The sequence below is a fragment of the Catellatospora coxensis genome, from assembly GCF_016862635.1.
GTDB classification, from domain to species: Bacteria; Actinomycetota; Actinomycetes; order Mycobacteriales; family Micromonosporaceae; genus Catellatospora; species Catellatospora coxensis.
In genome coordinates this window covers 84,777-107,780 of sequence record NZ_BONI01000016.1, presented here as the reverse complement: position 1 = coordinate 107,780, position 23,004 = coordinate 84,777, and the positions used below count along the sequence as shown (strand labels likewise).

Genomic DNA, 23,004 nt, shown 5'->3' with positions numbered 1-23,004 from the left:
TGGCGCGCCGCTAGCCTGGCTCGAATGGGTCATACCGTCACTAACGACGCAATGTTGTGTTTAATGCAACCATGAAGGAGCTGGCCGCCTCGACCGTCGCCCCCAATCTGTTGCCGTCATCGGGAGTTGTCTTTCTCGATCCGGCGCCGGCGGTGCTGGAGGCCATGCTGGAGGGCTGGTCACGGCAGCAGCGGGTGCGGTTTTTGAAGGCGGAGACCATCCGGCGACGCGTGGACCTGGTGAGGCGGCTGTCGCGTTTTGCCAATCAGTACCCGTGGGAGTGGAGCGCAGCAGAGGTCGAGGCGTTCGTCGATCACCTGCGGGGTGGCCCGAAGCCAATCGTGTACTCGACGGCCAGGGCGTACCTCAACGGCATCCAGTTGTTCTTGGAATACGTCACCGATCCGCGCTACGAGTGGCAGCAGCTGTGCGAGGAGCGGTTCGGGCGTGCTCCGCGGCAGGTTCTGGGCGAGTGGAACACCATCGCGCACGTCTCAGAGTACGAGGGCCGGCCGGGTCGGCGCCCGCTGACCTATGACGAGGTCCAGGCGTTGTTCGATGCCGCAGATGGGTGGGTCGAGGTGATCAGGTCCCGGGGCCGCAAAGGTGGCCTGGCTGCGCAGCGGGACTCGGCGATGCTCAAGACGGTGTATGCGTTCGGTCTTCGGCGCCGCGAGGCGTGGGGTCTGGATCTGGCCGATCTTCGTCGCAATCCGCGGGTGCCGGACTTCGGCCAGTTCGGCGCTGCGCTGGTGCGCTGGGGCAAGTCGTCGCGGGGCAGTCCGCCCAAGCGCCGCACGGTGTTGCTGGTGCCGGAGATGGACTGGATCGTCGCGGTGCTGCAGCAGTGGCTGGACGAGGTGCGGCCCAGGTTCCAGCCTGCCGGCCACGCCGCGTTGTGGGTCAACGAGCGCCATGAGCGGGTGTCGTGGCGCAGCCTCAACGACGCGTTCGTCGCCGCCCGGGAGGCGGCCGGCCTGGACCCGGCACTGGACCTGCACTGCCTGCGGCACTCCTACGTCACGCACTTGATCGAGTTCGGGTATCCCGAGCGGTTCGTGCAGGAGCAGGCCGGCCACGCCTACGCCTCCACCACCGCGTTGTACACCGGGGTGTCCGACGAGTACCGCAACCGGCTGTTGACCCGTGCTCTGCAGACACGCGGACCGAATCTGTGGGAGGCGTTGTGACCAGCGGACTTGCCATCGCATGGCATCTGCGGCTGCGGATGGCGGAGAAGGGCATGTACGCCACGACGGAGCTGGTGCCGCTGCTGGCCGAGCGCGGCGTTGACTTGTCCCGTGAGCAGGTGTTCCGGCTGGTGACCCAGCCTCCGCAGCGGCTCAGCATGGACACCCTGGCGGCGTTGTGCGACATCCTCGGCTGCACGCCCAACGACCTGATCGAAGTGCAGCCGGTGCAGGCTGCGGTGCGTAAGGCGGTGGACGAGGTCGACCGGTCCGGTCCGCCGCCAGTGCGGCGGACCGCCATTCGTCGACCGGCAGCCGAATGACCAAGGAGGCACTCGTTGGCGCGATGCGCCAGCGGGTGCTCGACCGGCTCAGTGCCTGCCTGCCCGGCCTGGCCCAGGTTGACGCCGTCCGGCTGGTCGCGGCGGCCAACGCGGACAAGCGCCGCGGTCTACGAGAGCTCGACGCGTTTCTGCAGCGCGGGCTCGACGTCCTGGTGTCGGCATCGTCGGACACGCCACCGGGCGCGTTTCGGCTTCTGGTGCTGCTGGAGGGCGAGGGCCATCCAGTACGGGTGCCGGTGTGCGCCGAGTGCGGCCTGCGGCGGACGCATCTGCCTGGGCGCGGCGGTCGTGGTCGCGTGTGCCAGAGCTGCGCGGCCAAGGCACGGGCCCGCCCGTGCGCGCGGTGCGGGCAGACCCGACCCGTAGCCGTGATCGAGCCGGAAGGTCCGCTGTGCCATCCATGCCGTGACCGGGATCCGCGTCGGCACGAGCCGTGTTCGCGATGCGGTCGAGCCCGGCGGGTCAACGGTCGACTTCCGGATGGGTCGCCGCTGTGCAGCACGTGCCATGGCAAGCCGGTCCACATCTGTGCTGAGTGTGGGCGGGTCGATAGGGTCGCACGTCGCGGGCCGGACGGGCCGTTGTGCCCGCCCTGCTACGAGCGCGGCGGGCGGCAGCCGCGCCGTTGCGGCCGCTGCGGCCGGACGGGGCGGATTTCCGTGCGCGGTCGCGACGGCGGCCCGGACCTGTGCCGGCGCTGCAACCGGCAACCCGTGGTGGAGTGTGCTGGTTGCAAGCGGCTTCGACCCTGTGCCTTCGTGGCCACGGCGCGGCCGCTATGCGTGTCGTGCCGGCCGAGACGAGCCACGCCATGTGCCCGGTGCGGCACAAGCTGCCAGCCCGCCGCCCGTTGGCCCATAGGTGGGGTCTGCCGCCACTGTTACCGCCACGCCCGCGCCAACCCGTCGCCTTGCCCTTCCTGCGGCAAAGTACGCGTGCTCGTCGCGGCCGACTTCCGAGGCCGCGACGTGTGCGGGCCGTGCGCCGGTACCACGATCGACTACACATGCCGTACCTGCGGGCAAGCCGAGGAACGATACCGGCACGGCGAATGCGTCCGGTGCGTCGCGCGATCAAAGCTGGAAGACCAGTTCCGCAGACCCGACGGATCTGTTCCGGCGGAGCTCACGCCGCTGCTGGCGGCGCTTGCCGCAGCGCATCGGCCGCGTTCGGTGCTGGCATGGGTCGAGCGTGGTGACGGCAGTGCGGCACTGCTACGTGACCTCGTGCGATCCGGTTGCGCTATCACGCATGAGGCCCTCGATGCCGCAACGCGGCAGCAAGCCGCTGCCGCACTACGTGAGATGCTCGTCCACGCCGGTGTCCTGCCCCGCCGCGACGAGCAACTCGAGCGGCTGGCTCCCTGGCTGAGCCGGACGCTGGCCACCGCACCCGCGCATCACCGGCAGGTGTTGCGCGCCTACGGCAACTGGTCGGTACTGAGGCGTGCCAGGCTGCGCGCGGACAGGACCCGGTTCACCGCCGCCAGCGCCCGCAACGCCCGCCTCAAAGTCTCCACAGCTCTGACGTTCCTGCGTTGGCTCGACACGACCGACCTCACCCTCGAGCGGGCTCGCCAGGCACACGTCGACACATGGATAGAGGACGGCGGCCTCAATCGGCGGCTTCTCGGCGACTTCCTCACATGGGCCAGCCGGAGAGGACTGGCCCAGAAGCTGTCCGTCGCCGCGATCACCCCGTCTGGGCCCGACCTGTCCATGACCGAAGACCAGAGGTGGGCGCTGCTCGACCGCCTCCTGCACGACACGACGATCTCCGTCGACGTCCGGACGGCCGCGTCGCTGCTGCTGATCTACGGCTTGCCGGTCACGTTCATCGCGACCCTGACCACCGACAATGTCACCACCAGCGGCGGCAAGCACTTCCTGCAGGTCAAGGAACATCGTACGCAGCTGCCGCCCGCCGTCGCCGCCCTGATCACGCAAGCCGCGTCCGCAGCGCGCACCTCGTCGCTGGTCGGGCGCGCTGTGCCCGGCACCCCGTGGCTGTTTCCCGGTCGCCTGGCGGGTCGGCCCATCTCGGCAGCCGCCCTGTGCCAAAGACTCCGCCAGCACGGAATCCGAATTCGCCGTGCGCGCAACTCCGCACTGATCAGCTTGGCTGAGGACCTGCCCGCGCCGGTATTGAGCAAGATCCTCGGGATCAGCATCACGGCTGCGATCAGATGGACGCGCTACGCCAGGCGGGACTGGCTCCCCTTCGTCGGCGAACGCGCTGCGTCGGCCGCGAGCCGGTCACAGCGATGACCACCTCCCACACAACCGGCTCGAGCCGTGGTGTGTTGACCGCTGACGACCCGCACCGGGCCGCACGGGCGTCTGCTGCAGGCCGAGGACCAGTGACCAGAGGAACGGGACAGGCGGCAGGGCGGGGCGAGCGCCCCACCCTGCCGTTGAACTTAGCCGACCTGCAGGGTCACGTCGTCCAGCACGAAGCTGGTCTGCAGGTAGGCGTCCTCGGTGCCGGTGAAGGTCAGCGTGACCGTCTGGCCGGCGTACGCGCCGAGGTTGACCGTGCGCTGGGTGTAGCCCGCCGCCGCGTTCACGTTGGACAGCGTCACCAGGGTGGTGCCGCCAGCCTTGATCGTGAACGTGTCGTAGGCGACAGCCCAGTACTCGTCGGTGTCGATGTGCAGCCAGTAGGTCAGTACCGCACTGGTGCAGCCGGACGGGATGGTGACGGTCTGGCTGATGGCGTCGGTCGCGGTGTAGCCGTAGCCGCTGAGCCACGCGTACCGGGTGCCGCTGCGCGGCACCTGCCCGATAGAGGTGCCGATCGCGCCGGTGGAGCCGGTCCACGGCGAGGTGCCGGTCTCGAACCCGCCGTTGAGGATCAGCTGGGCGGCGGTGCAGCCGCCCGGCCCGCCGGGCACGGTCAGCGTGTACGTGGTGCTGTGCGTCGCCGAACCCGAGCCGGTGATGGTGATGGTGTAGGTGCCGCCGGCCACCGACGAGCCGACCGAGATGGTGGCGGTCGACGAGCTGCCGGAGGTCACCGACGCCGGGCTGAACGAGACCGTCACGCCCGTGGGGGCGCCGCTGGCGGTCAGGTTCACCGTCTGGGCGCTGCCCGAGGTGGTGGCGGTGCCGACGGTGGTCGTGGTGCTGGACCCCGCGTTCACGGTGCCCGACGCGGGGCTGGCCGAGATCGAGAAGTCGTCGGTCGGGGTGGACGTGCCGACGGCCCGGTTCCACAGCGTGTAGGCGATGCCGTCGGCGGCCCGGTCCAGGCCGGTGGCGTTGATGTTGCTGGTGGTGTCGCACGACGAGTGGTAGCAGGAGTCGTACGCCTGACCGGCGGTGCCGCCCCACTTCGACGCCTGGGCCGAGGTCTTGGTGGCGCTGGCGCCCATGGCGTAGCCGGAGGTCGGGATGCCCGCGTTCTGGAACGAGTAGTCGTCGGAGCGACCCTGGCCCTCGACGTTCTCCTCCGGCTGCAGGCTGAGGCTGTCCCAGTACGCCTTCATCGGCTGCGACGCGGTCGAGCTGATGTTGTTGATGAAGTAGCCGCCGTTCTTCGACCCGATCATGTCGAAGTTGTAGTAGGCCTTGATCGCGGTCCGCTGGGTGCTGGTGAGGGAGTTGACGTAGAACTTCGAGCCGTTGAGGCCCTGCTCCTCGTCGGTCCACCAGCCGAAGCGGACCTTGTTCAGCATGGTCGGGTTCTGCGCGGCGAGCGCGAGGGCGACCTCGAGCAGCGCCGCCGAGCCGGAGCCGTTGTCGTTGATGCCGGGACCGGCCGAGACGCTGTCCAGGTGGGCGCCGAACATGTAGACGTTGCTGGCGTTGCCGCCGGGCCACTCGGCGATCAGGTTCGGGCCGGCGCCGCTGGTGCAGCCCGAGGTGCAGGGCTGCTCGGTGACGGTGAAGCCGGCGGTCTGCAGCTTGCCCTTGACGTAGGCCACCGACTGCAGGTAGCCCTGGCCGGTCGAGCGGCGGTTGCCGCCGTTGTTGGTGGCGATGGTGTTGAGCTGGGTCAGGTGCGCCTGCACGTTGGACACGCTGATGTCCGGGGCGGTGCCGCCGGGGGTGCCGCCGTTGACCGTCAGCGTGTACTGGGCCGTGTGGGTGACCGACCCGGTGCCGGTCACGGTGATGGTGTACGTGCCCGCAGCCGCACTGGACGTGGTCGCCACCGTCATCGTGGAGCTGTTGCCCGACGTCACCGACGTCGGGCTGAACGACACGGTGACCCCCGACGGGGCACCCGAGGAGGTCAGCGACACGGTCTGGGCGCTGCCGGAGACGGTCGCGGTGTTGACCGTCGCGGTGACCGAGGAGCCCGCGTTGACGCTGCCCGAGGTGGGGCTGACCGAGACGGAGAAGTCGGTGCTGGAACCGGTGCAGGTCGGGTCACCGGTCTGGGCCGGGACCGCGACCGCGTTCCACGCGTCCTTGGTCCGATTGAACAGGACGCACGAGGAGTCCAGGTTCTTCGCGGCGGTCAGGGTCGCGGTGCGGTACTTCTTGTGGGTCATGCCGGAGGTCTTCAGCAGCATGCCGCCGTAGAAGATCTTTCCGGCGGACTGGATGCCCACGCCGGTGACCGACGACGGGCCGCCCGAGCAGATGGGGCTGTTCGGCTTGCCGCCGCCCGGCGCGCTGCCCTCGGCGAGCAGGTAGAACCAGTGGTTGAGCGGACCTGCGGCCGCGTGTACCTCCGTGTTCGGGATCGACGAGGAGTAGCAGTTCGGGTGGCCGCCGACCAGCGACGGGTTGTACATGTTGCGGATCGGGCCGTCGCCGACGAGGTCGATCTCCTCACCGACCAGGTAGTCGGGTTCGTCGTAGGCGCTGGACTGGTTGGCGTATGCCTCGGTCAGGGCGCCGAAGATGTCGCCGGTGGCTTCGCCGAGGCCGGCCTCGGAGCTGGTGCCGCCGGGGGTGTTCTGGTCGAGGCCGTGGCCGAACTCGTGGCCCACCACGTCCATCGAGGAGATCCAGTTGCCCGCCTGGTTCTTGCCGATGGTGATCGTCGAGCCGTCCCAGTAGGCGTTCTGCTCGTTGAGGCCCACCTTGATGGGCCAGCTGCCGCCGTTGCCGTTGTGGCCGTTGCGGCCCAGCCAGCCCGACAGCATGTCCCATTCCTTCTGCGCCGAGTACAGGGCGTCGACGCAGCCGGTCTCCTTGCTGGTGCCCACGCCGTTGCCCCAGCTGTCGTCCGGGCCGGAGAAGACGGTGTTGGTGCTGTAGTCCTGGCAGTTCAGGCCGGAGCGGGTGGTGTCGCGCAGGTAGTACGTGCTGCCCGACTGCGACGTGGTGATCGTCAGCGGACTGGGCCCGTTCCACTTGCCGGTGCCGGAGCCCGCCGCGGCGTCCTCCTGCTTGGCCAGCACCTGGCCGGTGCGCGCGTCCACGAAGACGTGCAGGTGGCTGGGCGCCGAGGCGGTGCGTCCGGCGACGACGACCTCCCATGCGAGGCGGGCGGTGCTGTCCTTGACGTGCACCACCAGGGTGCGCGACTCGACCCGGTCGACCTTCGCGAGCAGGCTCTTGGCGGTCTGCTCGGCACGGTCGACGGCGACGGTCGGCACCACCGACACGTTGATCTTCGTCTTGGTGGCGGCGGAGATCGCCCGGATCGCACCCTTGCCGTCGGCGAGCACGGCGGCGTCGCCGCCGACCACCGGCAGGCCCCGGTAGGTGCGTGTGTAGGCGATGGAGAACAGCCCGTCGACCCACGGGATCACCATGCGCCGGTCGTACTGCTCGAAGGGGCCTTTGGCCAGCGCGTCGTGACCGCCGTCGGCGGCCCGGTCGGCCGCGGAGATCGCCAGCGACAACGGGCTCTGCGCCACCGCGGGCGCAGGCGGCGGGGTGGCCGCGGTCGACGGGGCGGCCACCCCGGTCACGGCGCCCATTGCAAACAGAACCACGGCAGCGGCCGCCGCAGCATTCTTTCGATACATCGCAATCCTTCCGCCGGGCTGGGGTTAAGGGGGTGGCCGCAGGACCCGGGTTAGCGGGGTGTCCGGCAGCCGGTGACAGCTCGGCTTTGGCGACGACCTTAGGAAAGGCGGAGGCTGGCCGAAATCAGGGCAACCCCTTGTCCTGGCGCACAATGCACCTCGGGTGCATCATGATCCGATGGCAGACTTCCCGACGGTGACGAGTGCGTTCCAGGAGCCGCCTGGCAACCTGCTGCCAGTGATACCGGCCGAGGTGTACCGCACCCGACGGGTCGTGCTGTTCGGGCCACCCGGGATCGGCAAGACCACCGCAGCCGGTGTCCTCGGGCAGCAACTGAAGCTGCCCGTCGTGCGTCTGGCCCCAGGCCCGCAAGACAGCCGGATCCCCCACGCCGCACTGCTCGAACTCGCGCTCGCCCTGCAGCCCCAGCCTGGCGCCCAGAAGCTGGCGGCAGGGCTCGACGACGCCGCAGAGCCCGGCTCGGTCGATCACACGAAGACCGCCCTGCGGCTGCGCCGGCTGACCGCCGCACTGCTGCGCGACACACCGCCCCTGACGCTGCTGGTGGACAACGCCCAGTGGCTGGACCCGGCCAGCGCGGCCATCTTGCGCTGGGCCCTGCGCATGGCCCCGAACCTTCCCGTCATCGCGGCCGAACGCACGTGGCATCCCGGGGCCGCAGGCCACTGGTGCGGGGAGGACCCATGCACCGTGCGCATCCCCGCGATGACGGCCGAGCAGATCGCGGCCCTGCTGTCGCCGTACCGGCTGTCCGCCAACCAGGTCACCCAGGCCCACACCCGCAGCGGCGGAAACCCGGCCCTGGCCCTGGCACTGGCCGGGGCCCACGACCGTACCGCGAACATGTCGGCCACTCGGGGTCCCGAAGGCGACCCGTTGCTCCCCTCGGCGGCCCGAAGACTGGTGGGCGAATGGCTGGGAACCGTGTCGGCCGACGTCCAGCACCTGTTGACATTCGCCGCGCTCGACGATCAGCCCGACCTCGTACTGCTGAGCCGCCTCGCCGGTCCGGCCGCCGAGAGCCTCCTGGCCGAGGCCGAGGCAGCCGGACTGATCGACATCGGGCAGCCCGACGGGAAGATCCGGTTCACCGCCGCCGCGATCGGCGCAGAACTCGCGGCCCGGCCGCCAGCGGCCGCACGCAGGCTCCTGCACACCCGCCTGGCCGAAGCCAGCCACGACAGCGTCCGCCGGGACCGTCACACCACGCTGGCAGCCGACACCACCGACCCGCAGTCGGCCTACCACGCCGCCCGCGCCGCCGCCCGCGCCAGGCTGCGCGGACAACACGCACTAGCGGCCGAACTGTCGCTGCTCGCCGCCGAACGCACCCCGCACGCCGACACCGATCTGCTCACCGAACGGGCGCTGACCGCCGTCCGCGACGCCGCGCACTGCGGCGACCTGCTCCGCGGCCAGATCGCGGTCCGCCTCGTCCTGCACCACGACAGCAGCCCCGCCCAACGCGTCAACGCCCTCATCACCCTGATCGACTCAGGCGGACAGCACCTGCACAGCGCCGACGAACTGTTCGCCGACGCACTCCACGAGGCGGCCGACCAGCCGGACCTGACCGCGCAGATCCTCATCCGCCAGGCGATCTGGGCCAACGTCAACGAAGGCAACCCCGGCCGGGCATGCGCCCTGGCCGCCCAGGCCGCCAGCCTGGCCCGGACCGCCGGCGACACCGCCACCACCGCCATGGCCCTCACCATGCAGGCCCGCGTCCAACGCATCCTCGGCCACCCCGAAGCCGAGACAACGCTCCGCCACGCCCTGTCCCTGCCACGCAGCACACACATCCCCGTCAACGCCACACCCGAACAGCTCAGTGCCCGCCACGCCCTCTTCGACGATCACCTGGACGAAGCCCGCAACGCCCTGCTGCCACTGCTTGTCGAAGCGGAGCGGTCGGGAGACGCCGAGGGCACCGTCGACATCCTGCGCAGCCTCGCCGAAGTCGAGATCCGCGCCGGACGATGCGCACGTGCCCTGAACTACGCCGACCGAGCCCAGTCGCTGACAGGCGGGGCTGGCCTGGACCCCGGACCGGCGTGCTACACCTCCGCACTCGTCGAAGGCATCGCCTCGCACACCGACTCCGCCCTCGCGCACGCACGCCGCGGGGCCGACACCGCCCGCCGGGAGGACAACAAGGTCTTCCTCTCCCGGAACCTCTTCGCCCTCGGACACCTTCTGCTGGTCACCGGCCATCCGAAAGAAGCCCTGCAAGCGCTGGAGGAGGTCCGGACACTTGAGACCCGGCAGCAGGTCCGCGACCCATCCGTCCTGCGCTGGCACGCCGACCTCGCCGAAGCCCTCATCTGCCTCGGCCACCTCGACCAAGCCCGAGACCTGCTGACCGAAACCCGGCGCACCGCTACCGACCTGGGGAGAAGCTCCGTCCTGCCCGCGCTCGAACGCTCCCAGGCACTCCTGGACGCCACCCTGGGCGACTATAACGCAGCCGCCCAGCGCCTCACCGACGCAGCCGACCACCTCCACCACCTGCCCATCGAACGCGGCCGGACCCTGCTGGCACTCAGCCACACCGAACGACGCGGGCGCCGCCGCGCCAGCGCCCGCACCGCCGCGCAGAGCGCCGCCGAGCTTTTCAACACCCACCAGGCACACCCCTGGAACGAAGCCGCCATCCGAACCCTCCACCGGCTGGACCCCGCCCGCACGCACCGCGACACGCTCCCGCGCCTCACCACCGCCGAACAGCGCTGCGCGGAGCTCGCCGCCAGCGGAGCGAGCAACCGCGACATCGCCACAGCCCTCACCATCAGCGTCAAAACAGTCGAAGCGAACCTCACCCGCGTCTACCGGAAACTCGGCCTCCACTCGCGCATCCAACTCGCACACGCTGTCATCCCCGGCACATAAATAACGACCTATCGCAACGGCTCCCAGAGGAACCCGCGTCCGATCCGGGACACGCACACCCCGCCACGTTCACCGCGGCGCTGGTCGGCACCGCGGCGGCAGCCCGGCAGGGCAACCGCGCGACGCCGCGTGCAGGCCGACACTGTGCGCAAGGGGGGCCGCCACCGGTGCTGGACAGTGGTCGTCGACGGCCTGGCTGCCGGGATGGACTGGTCGACGCTGCGCGACATGGTGTCGACGCCACGCAAGCGGCGTGGGCCGAGTTCGGCAGCCTCGTCGAGGGCCGGCTCACCCCCGCCCAGCAGCACCCCGACCATGCGATGGTCCTGACGGCGGGCCTGGCCGGGATGCACGACCTGGAACGGCCTACGGCATCGACGCCGACGACCTGGGCGACAGTTCCAGCATCGGCGCCGAGCCGAAAATCCGCGCGCCATCCGGAAACCGTGCAGCTGCTCGGCGAAGACGTGTGGATCGCGGTCGCCTTGCCCGGCCAGGCGCAGGGTTGCCCCACCGAGGGCGTCGACGTCATCGCCCAGTGGATGTCGGCGGCCGACGACACCGCGACCCGGACTGGGTACGCGAAGCCATCGCGTCCAACATCGGCAACGGTTTACCACCACCCGGGCGACGACCTCGAGGCGCTGCACTGATCGGCGGAACCGCCGCCCGCCCGCCCGCCCCGATGGACCGAAACCTAGACCGGCTCGGCCACCGGGTGCGCCACCGGCGCGCCGAGCCGACCGCTCGGGTGCCTCCAATGCAGGTAGCCAGGGCAAAGGCTATCGCGCCACCGCCGGGCGCGCCCGTCCGGCAGGCGTGCCGCGACAGTTACGGCCGCGGCGGCGGCGTGCTTCCGTGGAAGCACCCGATCGGAGTGCCAGCTCCGCCGACAGCCAGGAGCCCGGCAACTGGGTGGGCCCGGACATGACCACCCTGTCCGCTCTCGCACCGGCAGCGACCTTGGCTCCGTGGTGATGATCGTCCCGCTCGCGGCGATGTCAGCGCCTCCAGGCTGCTCAACCATACTGACCCGGCCGCATTCTCGGATGCATACACGTTGGCCGCTGCCCGACAGAGGCGTTCAGGACGGCAGCGTGTTGGCTCTTGAACAAAGCTTCGCCTTCCTCGCCCGAGACCGACACAAGTTCGACACGATATGCAACCGGGTGAAGTCGTCCTCGGACGAGGACCGACCGCTGCTCGTCGGCGGACGCCACGGCCTGCGCTCTGGCGACGGCAAGCCTTACCCGCCGGCCACCGCAACCGCAATTCCCGGCATCCGGAGACGCCCGGTGCTCACGGGTTTTATCGTCGGCAGCGCGGGTCTCGCAGACGCCAGCACGGTCCGCTCATGTGGATGGCGAAAGGGCGCGTTGTGTCCAGTCTTCAGGAGGTCATAGCGGCGCTGATCCCGGGCCGCCGTAGCAGGGCACTCCTCACGATCTCGCGACCGGGCATCAAGCAGGTGAGCCTTACGCCGGAGGTCGGGACGGGACCTGGAATACCAGCGGCAGATATCCCATCTAGTGAACGCCGCGCTGAGCCTCTGCGCCAGCCTGTTCGCGCCGGTGCCGTAGGCGGCGTGAGTGAGCCAGGCGAGGGCGACCTGTGCGCGCAGGCCGAGGGAATACCGCAGATTCCGAATATATACGCTCCGCCAGCTTCCCGCCCGGATCTGACGCCTGACGATGTGCAGCTACACCGCTGGACCTGAGCCCCACCCAACCGAGGTAATAGGTTGTCGGCACAGCCACCGAGCCGGACCATGGTCGCCTGTGAACATCGACGAAGCGACCACCACAGCGGACGACGTTCTGGACCGGCTGCGCCAGACCGATCCCCGCACGCCGCACTTCCTGCCCGGCGCGTTCGGCGTCGGCATCCGCTTCACCGACGAAGGCGCGGCAAGCTACCAGCAGGAATCCGTCGCGGCCGTCACCTTGGCCGACGACGTCGCCGAGGGCACGCGGGCCCGGTTCGACATGCTGCGCACCGTGTGGCCCTACGGAGTGCTCTGCTACGAGATCTTCACGCTCGTCGGCGAGCACGCCCTGCTCGTCATCGAGCAGGCGCTTCGCGACCGGTTCATGCAGCTCACCGGCGGCCGGCTCGTCTTCGTGAAGAACGGCGTGGAGCGGCACGTATCGGCCACCTCCTACGAAGACGTCGTTAAGGCCGCACGCAAGCCGGGCAAGTTGCGCGTTTCCTCCGGCAGTGAGATCGCGTTCAACGGGATGCTCGACGGCCTGCGCACCTGGGCACGCGCCGAAGGGCTTCTGCTCGGGCAGCGCAACCTGCGGATCGAGGCAGCGCTCACCAACCTGCGGAACTGGGTCGCCCACCCCAACGGCCACCAGCTGGAAGGGCCCAACAGCGCCATGGGCACCCTGCGGGACGTGGCAGAGATCATCAACCAGCTGTGGGGACACCGTACGCCCGGCGGCCGCCTGTACCCCGAGCTGGCCACGCGCGAGATCATGGCGATCTCCTGGGATCCCGTCAGCGGTGACCAGTACACCGAGCCCGCCGAGCACCTGCTCGCAGACGATGACTCCTCGGGGCTGCGGTACCTGATCGTCCGTGGCGTCGACGAGCCCGATCACCCCGGCAGCCTGGGCCTGTTCGGATTCGACGGGCTCCACGAGACCACCAGATACCCGACCCAGTTGCTGTGGGGACCCGGCGACCGGGCCACCGCAGCGGACTGGCTTCGGCAGCAGCAGCCCGAGCCCGACCAGGTCGACCACTTCGACCACCTGTACCTGCTCCGCCATCACGGCGGCCGCCTGTACCGGCCCATGAGGCACGGCGTCGCCGCCGGGCTGGGTGCCCAGGAGCGCGAGGGCACCTGGTACGCGGTGCGGGCCGACGACCCCGGGCGGGCGCTCCTACACGTCCAGAACCTGCTGACCTCCGCGGGATGCGACCAGCAGGAGCGGTGCGACACCTGCTCCGCCCTGCATCTGGCCACCGGTTCCCACGCCGATGTCCTCGGGTCGCTCCGGCCGGTGCTTGCTGCGCCCGCCCAGGACGTAACGGCACCCTCGGCGCCACCGCGGTGGCGGGACATCGCCGTGGCGTGACTCAGCGGCCGGGGCTTCGCCGCGCCCCGGCCGTTCAGCCGCGCCCAACTCATGGGGCGGGTATTCCGTGGAATTGCAGACGCAGGCAGCTGGCCGGTCCGTCCTCGGCTCGGCATGGCGGGCGTCCCGGGGCGCCTGGCCCTAGGCAGCCGGGTCAGTCGGAGTCTTCGTCGGTTCCCATTCGCAGGCCGAACCGCTGCTTGGCGAATCGCTGCCAGTCCACGCGGATTTCGAAGACGGCGTGCTCGGGAACGGTCTCCGGGTCACGGCTGGTCGTGAAATCACCCTCGAACATCAGCACGCCGACGCCGGCGCGCGCGGTCTCCACGTCAACGCCCAGGCGGCGGCTGAGCTTCTGCAGGCTGGTGGTCAGCGCCACCGGCCGGTCGGCGTCATCCGGGCGGAACTGACGGATGATGTCCTGAGCGGTCGGCTCGTACATCTGCAGCCACCGAATCTTGCCTTCGCGCGCGATGCGCTCAGCCGTCAGCGGCAGCACCTCCTCGGGCAACGGAGCGTCGGCGTTCAGGTCATACCGCACCTGCCCGCCGTCGTCCTCGGCGACGACCAGGCGGACGGCCACCATGAAGGCCAGCAGGTCGTCCATGGTCTCCACCGGCGCCAATCCGAGCGCCGTGGCGTAGGACGCCATGTCGGCGATGTCTTCGGCACGGCGCTGCTGATCTTCGGCGTTGGCCTGTGCTGCGGTCTCGGGCTCCCGGCCCCAGTCTTTCGCCAGGTCGGCCAGCTCCTCATCGGTGTAGGGGTCCAGCGGCTCCCACACGGAATCGGCCATGCCCTCGGGCATCTGTTCCCGCTCACGCAGTAGGTCGTGCAGATCGTCGCGGGTCATCGGCTGGTGCGCGAGGAAGGATGTGATGAGGACGGCCCGGCCGGGCAGGAACCTGTTCCAGCCACCGCCCATGAACGCGCGGGCGAACATCGCGGTCCTGATGTGCTCGGGCGGTACCTCGTCGGGGAAGTGAAGGGCCATGGCGGGCAGTCTATTTGCCCTGCCGCGCGCTACTGGACGTCGACGCGCCCGCACGCCTGCCCACGGCCACGGCCTGCGCGCGGTCATCGGCGGCACGTCGACCGGCCGCTGTGCCGCGGCTTGACCCACCCGCGCGGCTGCTCGGCTGTCGGCGCAGTGTCCTAGTCTTCCTACGTGGCTGACCGCGTACGCGCAGTAGACCTGGTCGACGCGATCGCCGAGACGTTGTCGCAGGTGAAGTCCTACGAACTGCCCGAGGTCGGCGAGCGGTTCGGGCTTGCCCCCGGCGACGGCGACGAGGCCTTCGCCAGCAAGAAGTGGTACGTCCGCAAGCGGATCAACCGCTGGGACCTGCACCAGCTCGTCAGCCTCGCCGTCCGGGTCCTGGAGGAGTACCGCTCCGATCAGCTGCAGGACCTGGTGCAACGCGCGAGTGTGCGCGGCGTCGACGGCGACTTCAAGAACCTCATCTTCGCGGCCAAGGGCCCCAAGCCCGAGCTGGTGCTACGCGACGCTGTCAGCAACGAGGTGGAGATCGTCAAGCACGCCGAGTACTGCCTGATCTACAGACGCGTTCTTCCGCCCGACGGGCTCAGCTGGGCAGCGCTGGTGCGCTGGTGGTGCGAAGACGTGCAGGGACACCCATCCGACGACCTCGTCCATCCGGCACGTCTGCTGTACCAGCGGCTGTTCGAGTCGCTGGACCCGAAGTCGCCGCCGGAGCAGCTGTTCTTCCAGGAGTATTGCGCGCTGTACCGTCAGCATCCGTTCGATCGGGTGCCCGCGCTGATACCGCAGGTCTACCTGCACTTCGACCCGCTCACACGGCGCCAGCGGGCCCAGCCTGGCCCGCTTGTCCGTCAGCGGATGGACTTCCTTCTGCTGCTCCCACACGGACAGCGGGTCGTGATCGAGATCGACGGGCGGCAGCACTACAGCACCGACGACGGCCGCGCCGATGCACGTCGCTACGCCAAGATGGTTGCCGAGGATCGCCGTCTACGGCTAGCCGGCTACGAGGTCTTCCGGTTCGGCGGACACGAGCTGACGGGCGACGAGGGGACAGCCCGCCAACTGGTGCAGGCGTTCATCGCCGACTTGTTTGAGCAGTACGGCGTGCTCTCCTAGCCGTGGCCGGGCTGGTGACGTCCGGAAGGTGGTCCCACGAGTCCGGGGCTGGACCGAGAATCGCCTGCGCAGCCTTGATGATGGTCCACCCGACCAGGGTGCTGCCCCCTCCGCCGAGTGCCACAGCGATCAGTAAAGGTACCTGCTGGCTGAGGACGAGTACGCCCTGCGTAGAGCCCCACTTCGTGATGAACTGCGGCCCGAGCAGCTTGTTTGCCTTCAAGATCACCGACATCGGGATCGACTTCACGATCTCCCTGCCCCAATACGGGGCTGTGCGGCCGACCGTCTCCTGCAGGACTTTGGTCGCGGCAAAGTTTCCTGCCAGGACTGAGGTCGCCAGCAGAGTCCGCCTCTCGAGGTCCTCGGCGTGCAGCCCGTGGACCTCGGCCACCGACAGCGTGTACAGCGCTGACGCTTCCAAGAAGCTGAGCCGCTGGAGGTAGACAGCCGGTGCTCGAACCAGCCCGGACGGCGCGGCAGACGCGGCTCCGGTTCCCGCGCCGATGGCCGCGACACCGACCAGGTAAAACTTGTTCATGTAGGCGACAAGCTCGGCAGGGGTCTTGTCAGGATGCACTCGGCGCAGACGATCGACGGTCGCGGCGGCAACCGGCTGCTGTTTCATGAGCGCCATACTCAGGCCTGTCATGACCACAGCACCAAGATCGATCTTGTCTACGTCCACCATGGGCCAAGTGTGACTGACCGTTCACCCCCGGACATAGTCTGGTTGATACGCACGAGCCCCCGCAGCACACGTACTCCGAGCCGGAAACCATCAGTGTGTCCGGCGCACGCTGAATGATCACCGCATACCGCAGGTCACGTTCGCTTCGGCAGAGAGCTAGTAGGTGTCGGCGGTGGGCTGGTCGAAGTCGTGACGGTCGAGCGCGGGCGCACCGCGGCAGTCGGACGGTGGACATCTCGCCGGGCGGCGGCCAACCGGGTGCGGCCGGGGGCCGCTCTGTCTGCGGCGCTGCGGTGGCCAAATTGATGCGCGCGACCACTGGCTGCGTTGCGACGCCGCGCCCTAAGGCCATCGGTATTGTCACGCCGGGGGTGCATCCTGCATCAGAACCCCGAAGTCGGTCGTCGACCAGCGAATCGCCTCGATGAGCAGGATGTAGCGGCGGATGTCTTCGGGATGGTCGTACCCAACGGTAAGCGTGATGGGGTCCACCGGACGATGGCCAGGCAGGTCTGCCAGACACCGCGGACAGCTCGCCTCGGGCGTGTGGACGTCCATGTCGCTGGTGATCGTGGTGCCGTTGCAGGGGTGCATGGACCGGTCCACGATGGTGTCCAAGCAAGCGGGCCGGGAGGGCCGGTATTCGAATGCCAGGCCCATATCCTCCCAACCGTCGCGCCTGCTCAGGAAGTCCATGACGCGGCTACCGGCCATGCACCAGGTCCAGTCGTCGAGAGGACCCGACGGTGCGTTGATCTCCCGCATTCTGCTCCCAACCGGTGTCGTCGGCGCCCACCGATCCGGTGAGCTGGCGGTATGGTCCACCGACAACGTACAAGAACTCACGGTCCGAGTTTGGCTCCGACAGCCGCCATGAACGGACCCGGGTCGGTGCTGTTGGCGTTGCGGCCGCGCCGCCGGCGGGGACGTTCAGGTGGACCTGGAAGTGCAGGTGCGGTCCTGATGGGCGGCCCGACGATCCAACGAAACCCAGGACGGTCCCTGCCGCTACAGGGTCACCGACGGCGACCTGCGGCCGCTGGATCATGTGGCAGTAGCGGGTGACGACGCTGGTCACGCGCGCCCCCGCGTAGACGAGGTTCGCCGCGTGGCGCACGTCCACATACCAGCCGCAGCCAGTCTGGTCCAGGCTGCCGTCGTGGTCGCAGGTGCCGGTGCTGGAGTTGCACTTCACCCGGACCACGACCCCGGCCGACGCTGCGCGGGATTGGGGGTGTGCCGTGCAGCCCCGAGGTCGACGCCGGCGTGCAGCCTGGCACCGCGCTGGCCATACGGGCTGCCGATCTGCGCGCGGCTCCGTCAACGCCTCGCTGCTATGGTGGCATCCTCCCTTACTATCTGGTCAGGTCAAATGAATCCGATCCAGCGCTACTGGGTAACTGAAGCCCAGAAACTCAACATTGACTTCCAGCATCTTCGTGCGGCGGCTTCCGACTCGGACGTAAAAGGGGGCGGAAATGAAGCCATCGTCGCGACTCTCCTTCGGAAGAACTTCCGAACCAAGCACATCGTGACGAATACCCAGATCATCGACTCGTTCGACAAGCAGTCGGACGAAGTCGACGTCGTTGTCTGTAACGAGTACCAGCCATTTCGGCCCGACCCACACCAGCCGCTGCTGATCGCCGAAGGCGTCGATGTTGCGATCCAGGTCAAGGCTGGACTTGATAAGCGTGAGATTGAAAGAGTTTTTACCAATGCGCGAACAGTCAAACAACTGCGCAGACAGTTCGTGCAAAACGACACCGTCGCTGCTCCGCTTGCCGATACGGAACCGTTCATTGTCCGTGTTCCGTACTTTTGTTTCGCTTTCTCAACTCGCCTAACTGATCGAAAACTCCATGACCATATCATCGATACTGCTAAGACTGTGCCGCCTGACGAGCAACCTGACGCAATATTCGTCTTGAATCGATGCGTTTTTCTTAACCTTCGAGACAATACGACATCTCTGGCGATGCGCAATCCATCCGTCGGATGGTCGCACACCGTGGCCAACGATCAAGTGTTGGCTTTGATGCTTCGCTACATTTACCGACTCACCCCGACTGTTCGAAGGAGCAAGCATCCGATTCTGTTCTATCCATTAACTTTTAGTGAGTCATGAATTCGAGGTGCGCATGTTTCTGCGGGCCATCGACCAGGTGGGCGGGCTACTACCTCCGACATGACGGCAGAGCGACCCTTGCCAACGCCCGTGGTGGTGGACTGGGCTATCCGTGAAGTTGAAGGTTCCTAGCAACCGGGGAAACCGCACGGTCGTCGCAGTGTGCTTCATGAGCAGCATTACTCGAACATAAGGCGGCTCGCCGGCGGGTTCTGCAATGCCACAACGCGCGGGGCTGGACAACGTCGTTGATTCGGGGCCGTCGATGCGCCCGGTCGACCCTGCCCGCTACGTCTGAGTCCATCCGGATCCCGACGCTTGGATGGATTCCGGCGAACCGTTCATGGCAGTACTGGCTCCTAGCGTCGGCGCAGCTGGCTGCCGGTTCTCGTTCGCTGGCCCCTCCGTCCCGCTGATCGGGCGCAGGCGGCGTGCACCGTCAAGCCGCCTGCGTAAACGCCAGTGGGCGATCCCTGCAAGATCATATTCTGACATGCGGGGCACCTGACCGTCTGTTTCGCACGAGGCGCAGCCGCAGCAGGCGCCGGAGGCTTCTTCGCCTTCTGTCGTTCCCCGATGACGAAACGCGTACCGGGCCGGCTGCGATGAACCCGGGCCAGGATCGCCCCGAGCTTCAAGTCCGTCATCACGACCCGGCACGGTTGGCGTGCCACCGATCCGCACGTGACGCAGGCGGCGTCGGTGGCCTCGTAGCGCTTCTGAGGGATTCGAACCGTCGTCATGGACGTGCCTTGGCTACCTCTCACTCAGCCAGTATCACGCTCGCCGGATCAAAGACCCATGGCCGAACGGCCACGTCGTCCACTGCCTTGAATCGGTTGCCATTCCCATCGACGTATCATCATCCGGTGTCTGCGGTCCGACTCGATCCGAACGTGAATCTGCGCATCAACAAGGTGGTACGCCGACTGCCGTGCCCGCGGTGCGACGTGGATGCAGGCAAGCCATGCAGGGTCATAGGCACGAACGACGAAGTAGGCCGTCAGCCCGGCCAGTACCGCACGACCAGCCACCTCGACCGGTGGGACGCCGCAGACCGAGACCCAGAATCGCAGGCAGAACTCGACCGGGTCCGGGTCGATGGGCTGCGAGCGCTGTGGGAGCAGATCACCGGGCAGGTCCTTACGCAGGCCAACGCCGAGCGCTTCCGTGGACATCCGGACGCGCTGAAGCTCGGCAGGATGGATCAGGCCATCGTCCGGCGTGCTGGCATCATCTGCTGGCAGGCTAGCTCGACCACGCTCACAGAACGTTCGCTCCGCCTGACCCAATGGGCAGCAGCGGCTTTCGACCTCACCTCCGACGCTAAAGCCGACCGGGTGCAGGCAGGACAGACGGGCTGGGCGCCTGCCGACCGCAAAGCAGCTCTGGCCGCGGCATATGGGCAGTTCGAGGGAACCCGGAAGTCGGCGGCTGGCCCCAAAACCAGGTCGGCACGACACAAGCCTGCCACCCGCCGCGGCTGTTCGGAGAGGACCAAAGCTGGAACCCCATGCACCATCAATCCCGGCGTCTCAGGGAAGTGCCACGTGCACGACCCAGCGCTGCAATGCGGGCACAAGACCGCTAAAGGCCGCTGTGCCATCCCTACTGGCGGAGGCCCCTGCACAACACACCGTGACTCGTCGGATCAGCCAAGGCGCCGCTAGATCGTCACCAGCCAATGGACGCGCTTACGCCAAGGTTGCTAGCGCGCAGCCGCGATCCGTAACAGCCGATCTGAGGCTGACCTGGCCGAGTTCACGCGCCGCCGGAAATCTAGGGGGTGCTCCCGAGCCTGGGGCCCAGCAATACGCTCCGGCGGTGGGACAGGATGTGGCTGTTCTTGAGTAGCAGTAGTGAGTTACTTGTCACATTTGGTCTCGTTTACGTAGTTGTTGGCCGGTCGCACCATCCGTAGGATGCATGTATGAGAACAGCTGCCACCTGGCCCGTCGTCGTCGGGGAGATGTTCGACGCCTCATTGGCGGGCCCGAAACGTGGACCGGGAAGGCTTCGCTGGTTTCGTCGCTCGCAGTCAGGGAGTCTTGCTCATGCGACGACAGTCAAGGGACTTCATAGCAGTCTCTATCTTGATGTAGATATCCTCATCAGGTGCGGCCACATCAGCTATGCCTCGCAGTTGAAACGAGAGGCTGAGAAGCTGGAAGCCGGCAAGGAGTTCCAGGACCTCGCAGCCCTTCTCGCAGGTCTTCCATCACGGGCCGTCCGAGACTTCGCCAACGGAATCTTGCCAGGTACTGCATCGGATCGGCTTTGGTATGCGATTTCGGCCTGTGCCATCTCAGCCGAAAGAGTCCGTCGTAAATTCTTCAGCCCGGAGCAGATGCCGAACCATCAAGAGTTCTTCGGAAAGGTCGAACGAATCGAAGGAACCTGTCTGATCGTCAGATGGGAAGGTCACCATCATGTCGCGGAGCTGCCTATTCAGGTCGCGGAAGGCACGAATCTCGACACGGTTGGGGCAGATGTCGCCGTCATCCAACACTGGGACGGCAGCCGAATGATCCAGCACGTCCGGCCCGCTATACAGGTGCAGGCTCCTGCATCGACATCGGGTTCTGCGTTCGATCCCGATGAGGTACTTCCCGACATACCTCAGGAGATGGCAGCACTATATCGTAGTGCCATGCCTCCGAAGAGATTGAAGGTCACGGTTCCGGTCACGATTGAACGGCGGTAGCCGCAAGGTGGGATCGTGGAGCGTGCGGGCAGCGACGCCCGACGACGCAGCCGTATTCGAACAGTTTGAGTGCGGCGCCAGCGGCAACCTCTGGGACGTTGAAGTCGAGCGCCAGGTCCAGGACAAGCTCACCGAATGGACGTTTCGCGGCACAGCCGCCGCCCAGCAGGATAGCCAGGCGCTGCTCGTTCTCACGCAACCCACTGGCGAAGCCGTGGCGATTGCCGCCTATGAGCGCTACGGCAAGCTGGGAATCGGCGCAGAGCGGTTCGAAGCCGTTCGACTGTATGCGCTTGCCGTGGCCAACGAATGGCAAGGTCGGACGTTTGACGACGGCGAGCGTGTAAGTCACGTCCTGATGTCGGCTGTCCTGGGCGATATCAGTGATCGATACCCCGGGCATCGGGTGTTCGGCCGCGTACACAAAGACAACGTCAGGAGCCTGGCGCTACTCAGGGCGTTCGAGTTCGTCGTTTACGCGCCTACGTCGGGGGACGACTACGTGTACGTCACCACCCAGTAACGAGTGTCGCATCCACACGAACCAAAATTCTCGGTGTCGAGGCGACACATCGAACACGGACCGAATCCGATCTCTCGGAGGCACGGAAGATCGCCGGGCTGCGATCAAAGCCGACAGGGCCCACATGTCCCGTATCTGTACTCGCAAGGCCTTTAGCGCCGACCGTCATGTCCGGCATTGACGGACACCATTATGAGAGGCAAGCCAGTAGGTGATCGCCGAGTCCATGCCTGCACTGACCGAGCGCCCGGTCGACTTCGCCTACGCGTACCGCATGCGTTGCGCTTGCGGCGAAGCAACCGACCTGAGCGCCGACGACTACGCCGACGAGATCAACGAAGCACACATCCCGTGCTCCCACTGCGGCGACGCCATACACTTCGGCCGGAACGTCATCGCGTTACGCGACCGCGCCGACCCGGGGCTGAACAACGAAGAGCTCAACGGATTCGCCTGGTACCACACCAGTACCGAACCGGACTGGCCGTCGTCGACCTATGCCGAACGGAAACGCCACACGTTGGCGCAGGCCATACCGCCGATGCGGGTACGTGAGGAAAGTATCGTCCGGCTGTCGAACCTTGCGCTGCACGTCGGGACGTACGAGGCCGCGATCGAGAACGTCCTGCGCCGAATGCGCGACCAGGGCGAAGCGAACGCGAAGTTCTTCCTCTTCCGAGTTGCGCTCAACCTCGACCCCCAGCGAATCGAAGCAGGCTTCCGAGACGAAAACCTGCAACCCGCAGCCCAGCTGTCCGCAGCCGAACTGCGAGACCACGGCCTTCAAGCCGTCCGGTACCTGAACGTCCACGAGTCGCCTGGTTCGCTGTCGCTGGCGGTGGCGCCGGAGGCCATCACTACAGTCCAGTCGGTAGACCTCGACTCCATCGGTATGCCGCCCGACCACGGCACACAGCTGAACCTGCAGCTTGACGCCTTTCAACGTGAACTCGACCAGATGCGGGCTGGGCCGCCAGCACCAACCGACGTACCAACGTCGGCCCTGGAACGGCTCCAGACCCGTGCGGCAACGCGACGCGGTCGTCCAGGTGGAGATGGCGGGGTTGACCCTGCCGGGTCATGGCGGCGGTGGAGCTCGGTTGAGTCGGCCCTGGCAGACCGTTATCTCCAGGGAGTCAACGCCATCGTGGCCCGCGGGTTCAACCGTGCGATGCAATGTCGTCGCCGCCGCGGCGACCAGGATGTGCGCTCGGTAGCCGACTTCTACGCCACCCGTGCGTTCGGCCTGACTGGCTCCTCCGAGGTGATCGCTCAGCTGGCATCTCAACCAGCACGAGTTCTCCACGATCACCACTGCTGACGACGGTCTCGGCACTTACCGGCGGGACGATGCAACCGCCTACGCCTCCGCGATC

At 67.5% G+C, this 23,004-nt stretch carries 17 protein-coding genes; 12 read left to right on the top strand and 5 right to left on the bottom strand.

From position 1 onward, the window contains the following. Nucleotides 1–71: 71 nt before the first annotated feature. From Cco03nite_RS11915 to Cco03nite_RS11905, 3 genes are all read left to right on the top strand, one after another. A complete protein-coding gene (locus Cco03nite_RS11915) occupies nt 72–1,190 on the top strand; it encodes a tyrosine-type recombinase/integrase (RefSeq protein WP_203692112.1) in 1,119 nt (372 codons plus the stop codon). Then, a complete protein-coding gene (locus tag Cco03nite_RS11910) occupies nt 1,187–1,513 on the top strand; it encodes a helix-turn-helix domain-containing protein (protein WP_027343943.1) in 327 nt (108 codons plus the stop codon). Before Cco03nite_RS11915 ends, Cco03nite_RS11910 begins: the two co-directional genes overlap by 4 nt. Before the next feature lie 956 nt (nt 1,514–2,469). Beyond that, complete coding sequence (locus Cco03nite_RS11905; RefSeq protein ID WP_144127971.1) at nt 2,470–3,801, top strand: site-specific integrase; 1,332 nt, start codon at nt 2,470–2,472, stop codon at nt 3,799–3,801. 152 nt (nt 3,802–3,953) lie between these two features. Here Cco03nite_RS11905 and Cco03nite_RS43065 read toward each other — a convergent pair whose 3' ends face one another. Then, nucleotides 3,954–7,415, bottom strand: a complete 3,462-nt coding sequence (locus Cco03nite_RS43065) for a M28 family peptidase (protein WP_203692111.1) — start codon at nt 7,413–7,415, stop codon at nt 3,954–3,956. Nucleotides 7,416–7,641: 226 nt separating this feature from the next. Between Cco03nite_RS43065 and Cco03nite_RS11895 the strand changes: the two genes are divergently transcribed. From Cco03nite_RS11895 to Cco03nite_RS11885, 3 genes are all read left to right on the top strand, one after another. Beyond that, on the top strand, nt 7,642–10,374 hold the full coding sequence (locus tag Cco03nite_RS11895; RefSeq protein ID WP_203692110.1) for a LuxR family transcriptional regulator: 2,733 nt from the start codon (nt 7,642–7,644) through the stop codon (nt 10,372–10,374). Nucleotides 10,375–10,541: 167 nt separating this feature from the next. Next, nucleotides 10,542–11,027 carry a hypothetical protein gene (locus Cco03nite_RS11890; RefSeq protein WP_157545949.1) on the top strand — a complete coding sequence of 162 codons (486 nt, stop codon included), beginning with the start codon at nt 10,542–10,544 and terminating at the stop codon, nt 11,025–11,027. Nucleotides 11,028–12,152: 1,125 nt separating this feature from the next. Continuing rightward, nucleotides 12,153–13,460 carry a hypothetical protein gene (locus Cco03nite_RS11885; RefSeq protein WP_203692109.1) on the top strand — a complete coding sequence of 436 codons (1,308 nt, stop codon included), beginning with the start codon at nt 12,153–12,155 and terminating at the stop codon, nt 13,458–13,460. A 154-nt stretch (nt 13,461–13,614) separates the two neighbouring features. On the opposite strand, the gene Cco03nite_RS11880 is transcribed toward Cco03nite_RS11885, so the two are convergent. Further along, complete coding sequence (locus Cco03nite_RS11880; protein WP_203692108.1) at nt 13,615–14,454, bottom strand: DUF6042 family protein; 840 nt, start codon at nt 14,452–14,454, stop codon at nt 13,615–13,617. Between the two features lie 174 nt (nt 14,455–14,628). Between Cco03nite_RS11880 and Cco03nite_RS11875 the strand changes: the two genes are divergently transcribed. Continuing rightward, the gene (locus Cco03nite_RS11875; protein ID WP_203692107.1) at nt 14,629–15,582 is read left to right on the top strand and encodes a DUF559 domain-containing protein; all 954 of its coding nucleotides are present in this window, start codon (nt 14,629–14,631) and stop codon (nt 15,580–15,582) included. On the opposite strand, the gene Cco03nite_RS11870 is transcribed toward Cco03nite_RS11875, so the two are convergent. The 3 genes from Cco03nite_RS11870 to Cco03nite_RS11860 form a co-directional block, all read right to left on the bottom strand. After that, nucleotides 15,542–16,273, bottom strand: coding sequence for a hypothetical protein (locus Cco03nite_RS11870; protein ID WP_203692106.1), 732 nt, complete (start codon nt 16,271–16,273; stop codon nt 15,542–15,544). The two genes, Cco03nite_RS11875 and Cco03nite_RS11870, sit on opposite strands and share 41 nt — an antisense overlap. Before the next feature lie 360 nt (nt 16,274–16,633). Then, the gene (locus tag Cco03nite_RS11865) at nt 16,634–17,038 is read right to left on the bottom strand and encodes a hypothetical protein (RefSeq protein ID WP_203692105.1); all 405 of its coding nucleotides are present in this window, start codon (nt 17,036–17,038) and stop codon (nt 16,634–16,636) included. After that, a complete protein-coding gene (locus Cco03nite_RS11860) occupies nt 16,977–17,468 on the bottom strand; it encodes a M23 family metallopeptidase (protein ID WP_239167316.1) in 492 nt (163 codons plus the stop codon). The genes Cco03nite_RS11865 and Cco03nite_RS11860 overlap by 62 nt, the downstream gene beginning before the upstream one ends. A 177-nt stretch (nt 17,469–17,645) precedes the next feature. Between Cco03nite_RS11860 and Cco03nite_RS11855 the strand changes: the two genes are divergently transcribed. The 5 genes from Cco03nite_RS11855 (at nt 17,646) to Cco03nite_RS11835 (ending at nt 22,949) form a co-directional block, all read left to right on the top strand. Beyond that, nucleotides 17,646–18,401, top strand: a complete 756-nt coding sequence (locus Cco03nite_RS11855; protein ID WP_203692104.1) for a DUF6602 domain-containing protein — start codon at nt 17,646–17,648, stop codon at nt 18,399–18,401. Nucleotides 18,402–19,006: 605 nt separating this feature from the next. Continuing rightward, a complete protein-coding gene (locus Cco03nite_RS43255) occupies nt 19,007–20,071 on the top strand; it encodes a zinc finger domain-containing protein (protein ID WP_425546907.1) in 1,065 nt (354 codons plus the stop codon). 260 nt (nt 20,072–20,331) lie between these two features. Beyond that, nucleotides 20,332–21,105: a hypothetical protein gene (locus Cco03nite_RS11845; RefSeq protein WP_203692102.1), complete on the top strand. Its 774-nt coding sequence runs from the start codon at nt 20,332–20,334 to the stop codon at nt 21,103–21,105. Nucleotides 21,106–21,127: 22 nt separating this feature from the next. Continuing rightward, complete coding sequence (locus Cco03nite_RS11840) at nt 21,128–21,628, top strand: hypothetical protein (protein WP_203692101.1); 501 nt, start codon at nt 21,128–21,130, stop codon at nt 21,626–21,628. Nucleotides 21,629–21,854: 226 nt separating this feature from the next. Beyond that, the gene (locus Cco03nite_RS11835) at nt 21,855–22,949 is read left to right on the top strand and encodes a hypothetical protein (RefSeq protein ID WP_203692100.1); all 1,095 of its coding nucleotides are present in this window, start codon (nt 21,855–21,857) and stop codon (nt 22,947–22,949) included. Nucleotides 22,950–23,004: the final 55 nt, after the last annotated feature.

What these genes read in the sequence shown, in the direction of transcription:
- Cco03nite_RS11915 (WP_203692112.1), top strand. Translation starts at nt 72, where the DNA reads ATGAAGGAGCTGGCCGCCTCGACCGTCGCCCCCAATCTGTTGCCGTCA.
- Cco03nite_RS43065 (WP_203692111.1), bottom strand. Translation starts at nt 7,415, where the DNA reads ATGGGCGCCGTGACCGGGGTGGCCGCCCCGTCGACCGCGGCCACCCCG.
- Cco03nite_RS11895 (WP_203692110.1), top strand. Translation starts at nt 7,642, where the DNA reads ATGGCAGACTTCCCGACGGTGACGAGTGCGTTCCAGGAGCCGCCTGGC.
- Cco03nite_RS11880 (WP_203692108.1), bottom strand. Translation starts at nt 14,454, where the DNA reads ATGGCCCTTCACTTCCCCGACGAGGTACCGCCCGAGCACATCAGGACC.
- Cco03nite_RS11870 (WP_203692106.1), bottom strand. Translation starts at nt 16,273, where the DNA reads ATGGTGGACGTAGACAAGATCGATCTTGGTGCTGTGGTCATGACAGGC.
- Cco03nite_RS11865 (WP_203692105.1), bottom strand. Translation starts at nt 17,038, where the DNA reads ATGCGGGAGATCAACGCACCGTCGGGTCCTCTCGACGACTGGACCTGG.
- Cco03nite_RS11855 (WP_203692104.1), top strand. Translation starts at nt 17,646, where the DNA reads ATGAATCCGATCCAGCGCTACTGGGTAACTGAAGCCCAGAAACTCAAC.
- Cco03nite_RS43255 (WP_425546907.1), top strand. Translation starts at nt 19,007, where the DNA reads ATGAACCCGGGCCAGGATCGCCCCGAGCTTCAAGTCCGTCATCACGAC.
- Cco03nite_RS11845 (WP_203692102.1), top strand. Translation starts at nt 20,332, where the DNA reads ATGAGAACAGCTGCCACCTGGCCCGTCGTCGTCGGGGAGATGTTCGAC.
- Cco03nite_RS11835 (WP_203692100.1), top strand. Translation starts at nt 21,855, where the DNA reads ATGCCTGCACTGACCGAGCGCCCGGTCGACTTCGCCTACGCGTACCGC.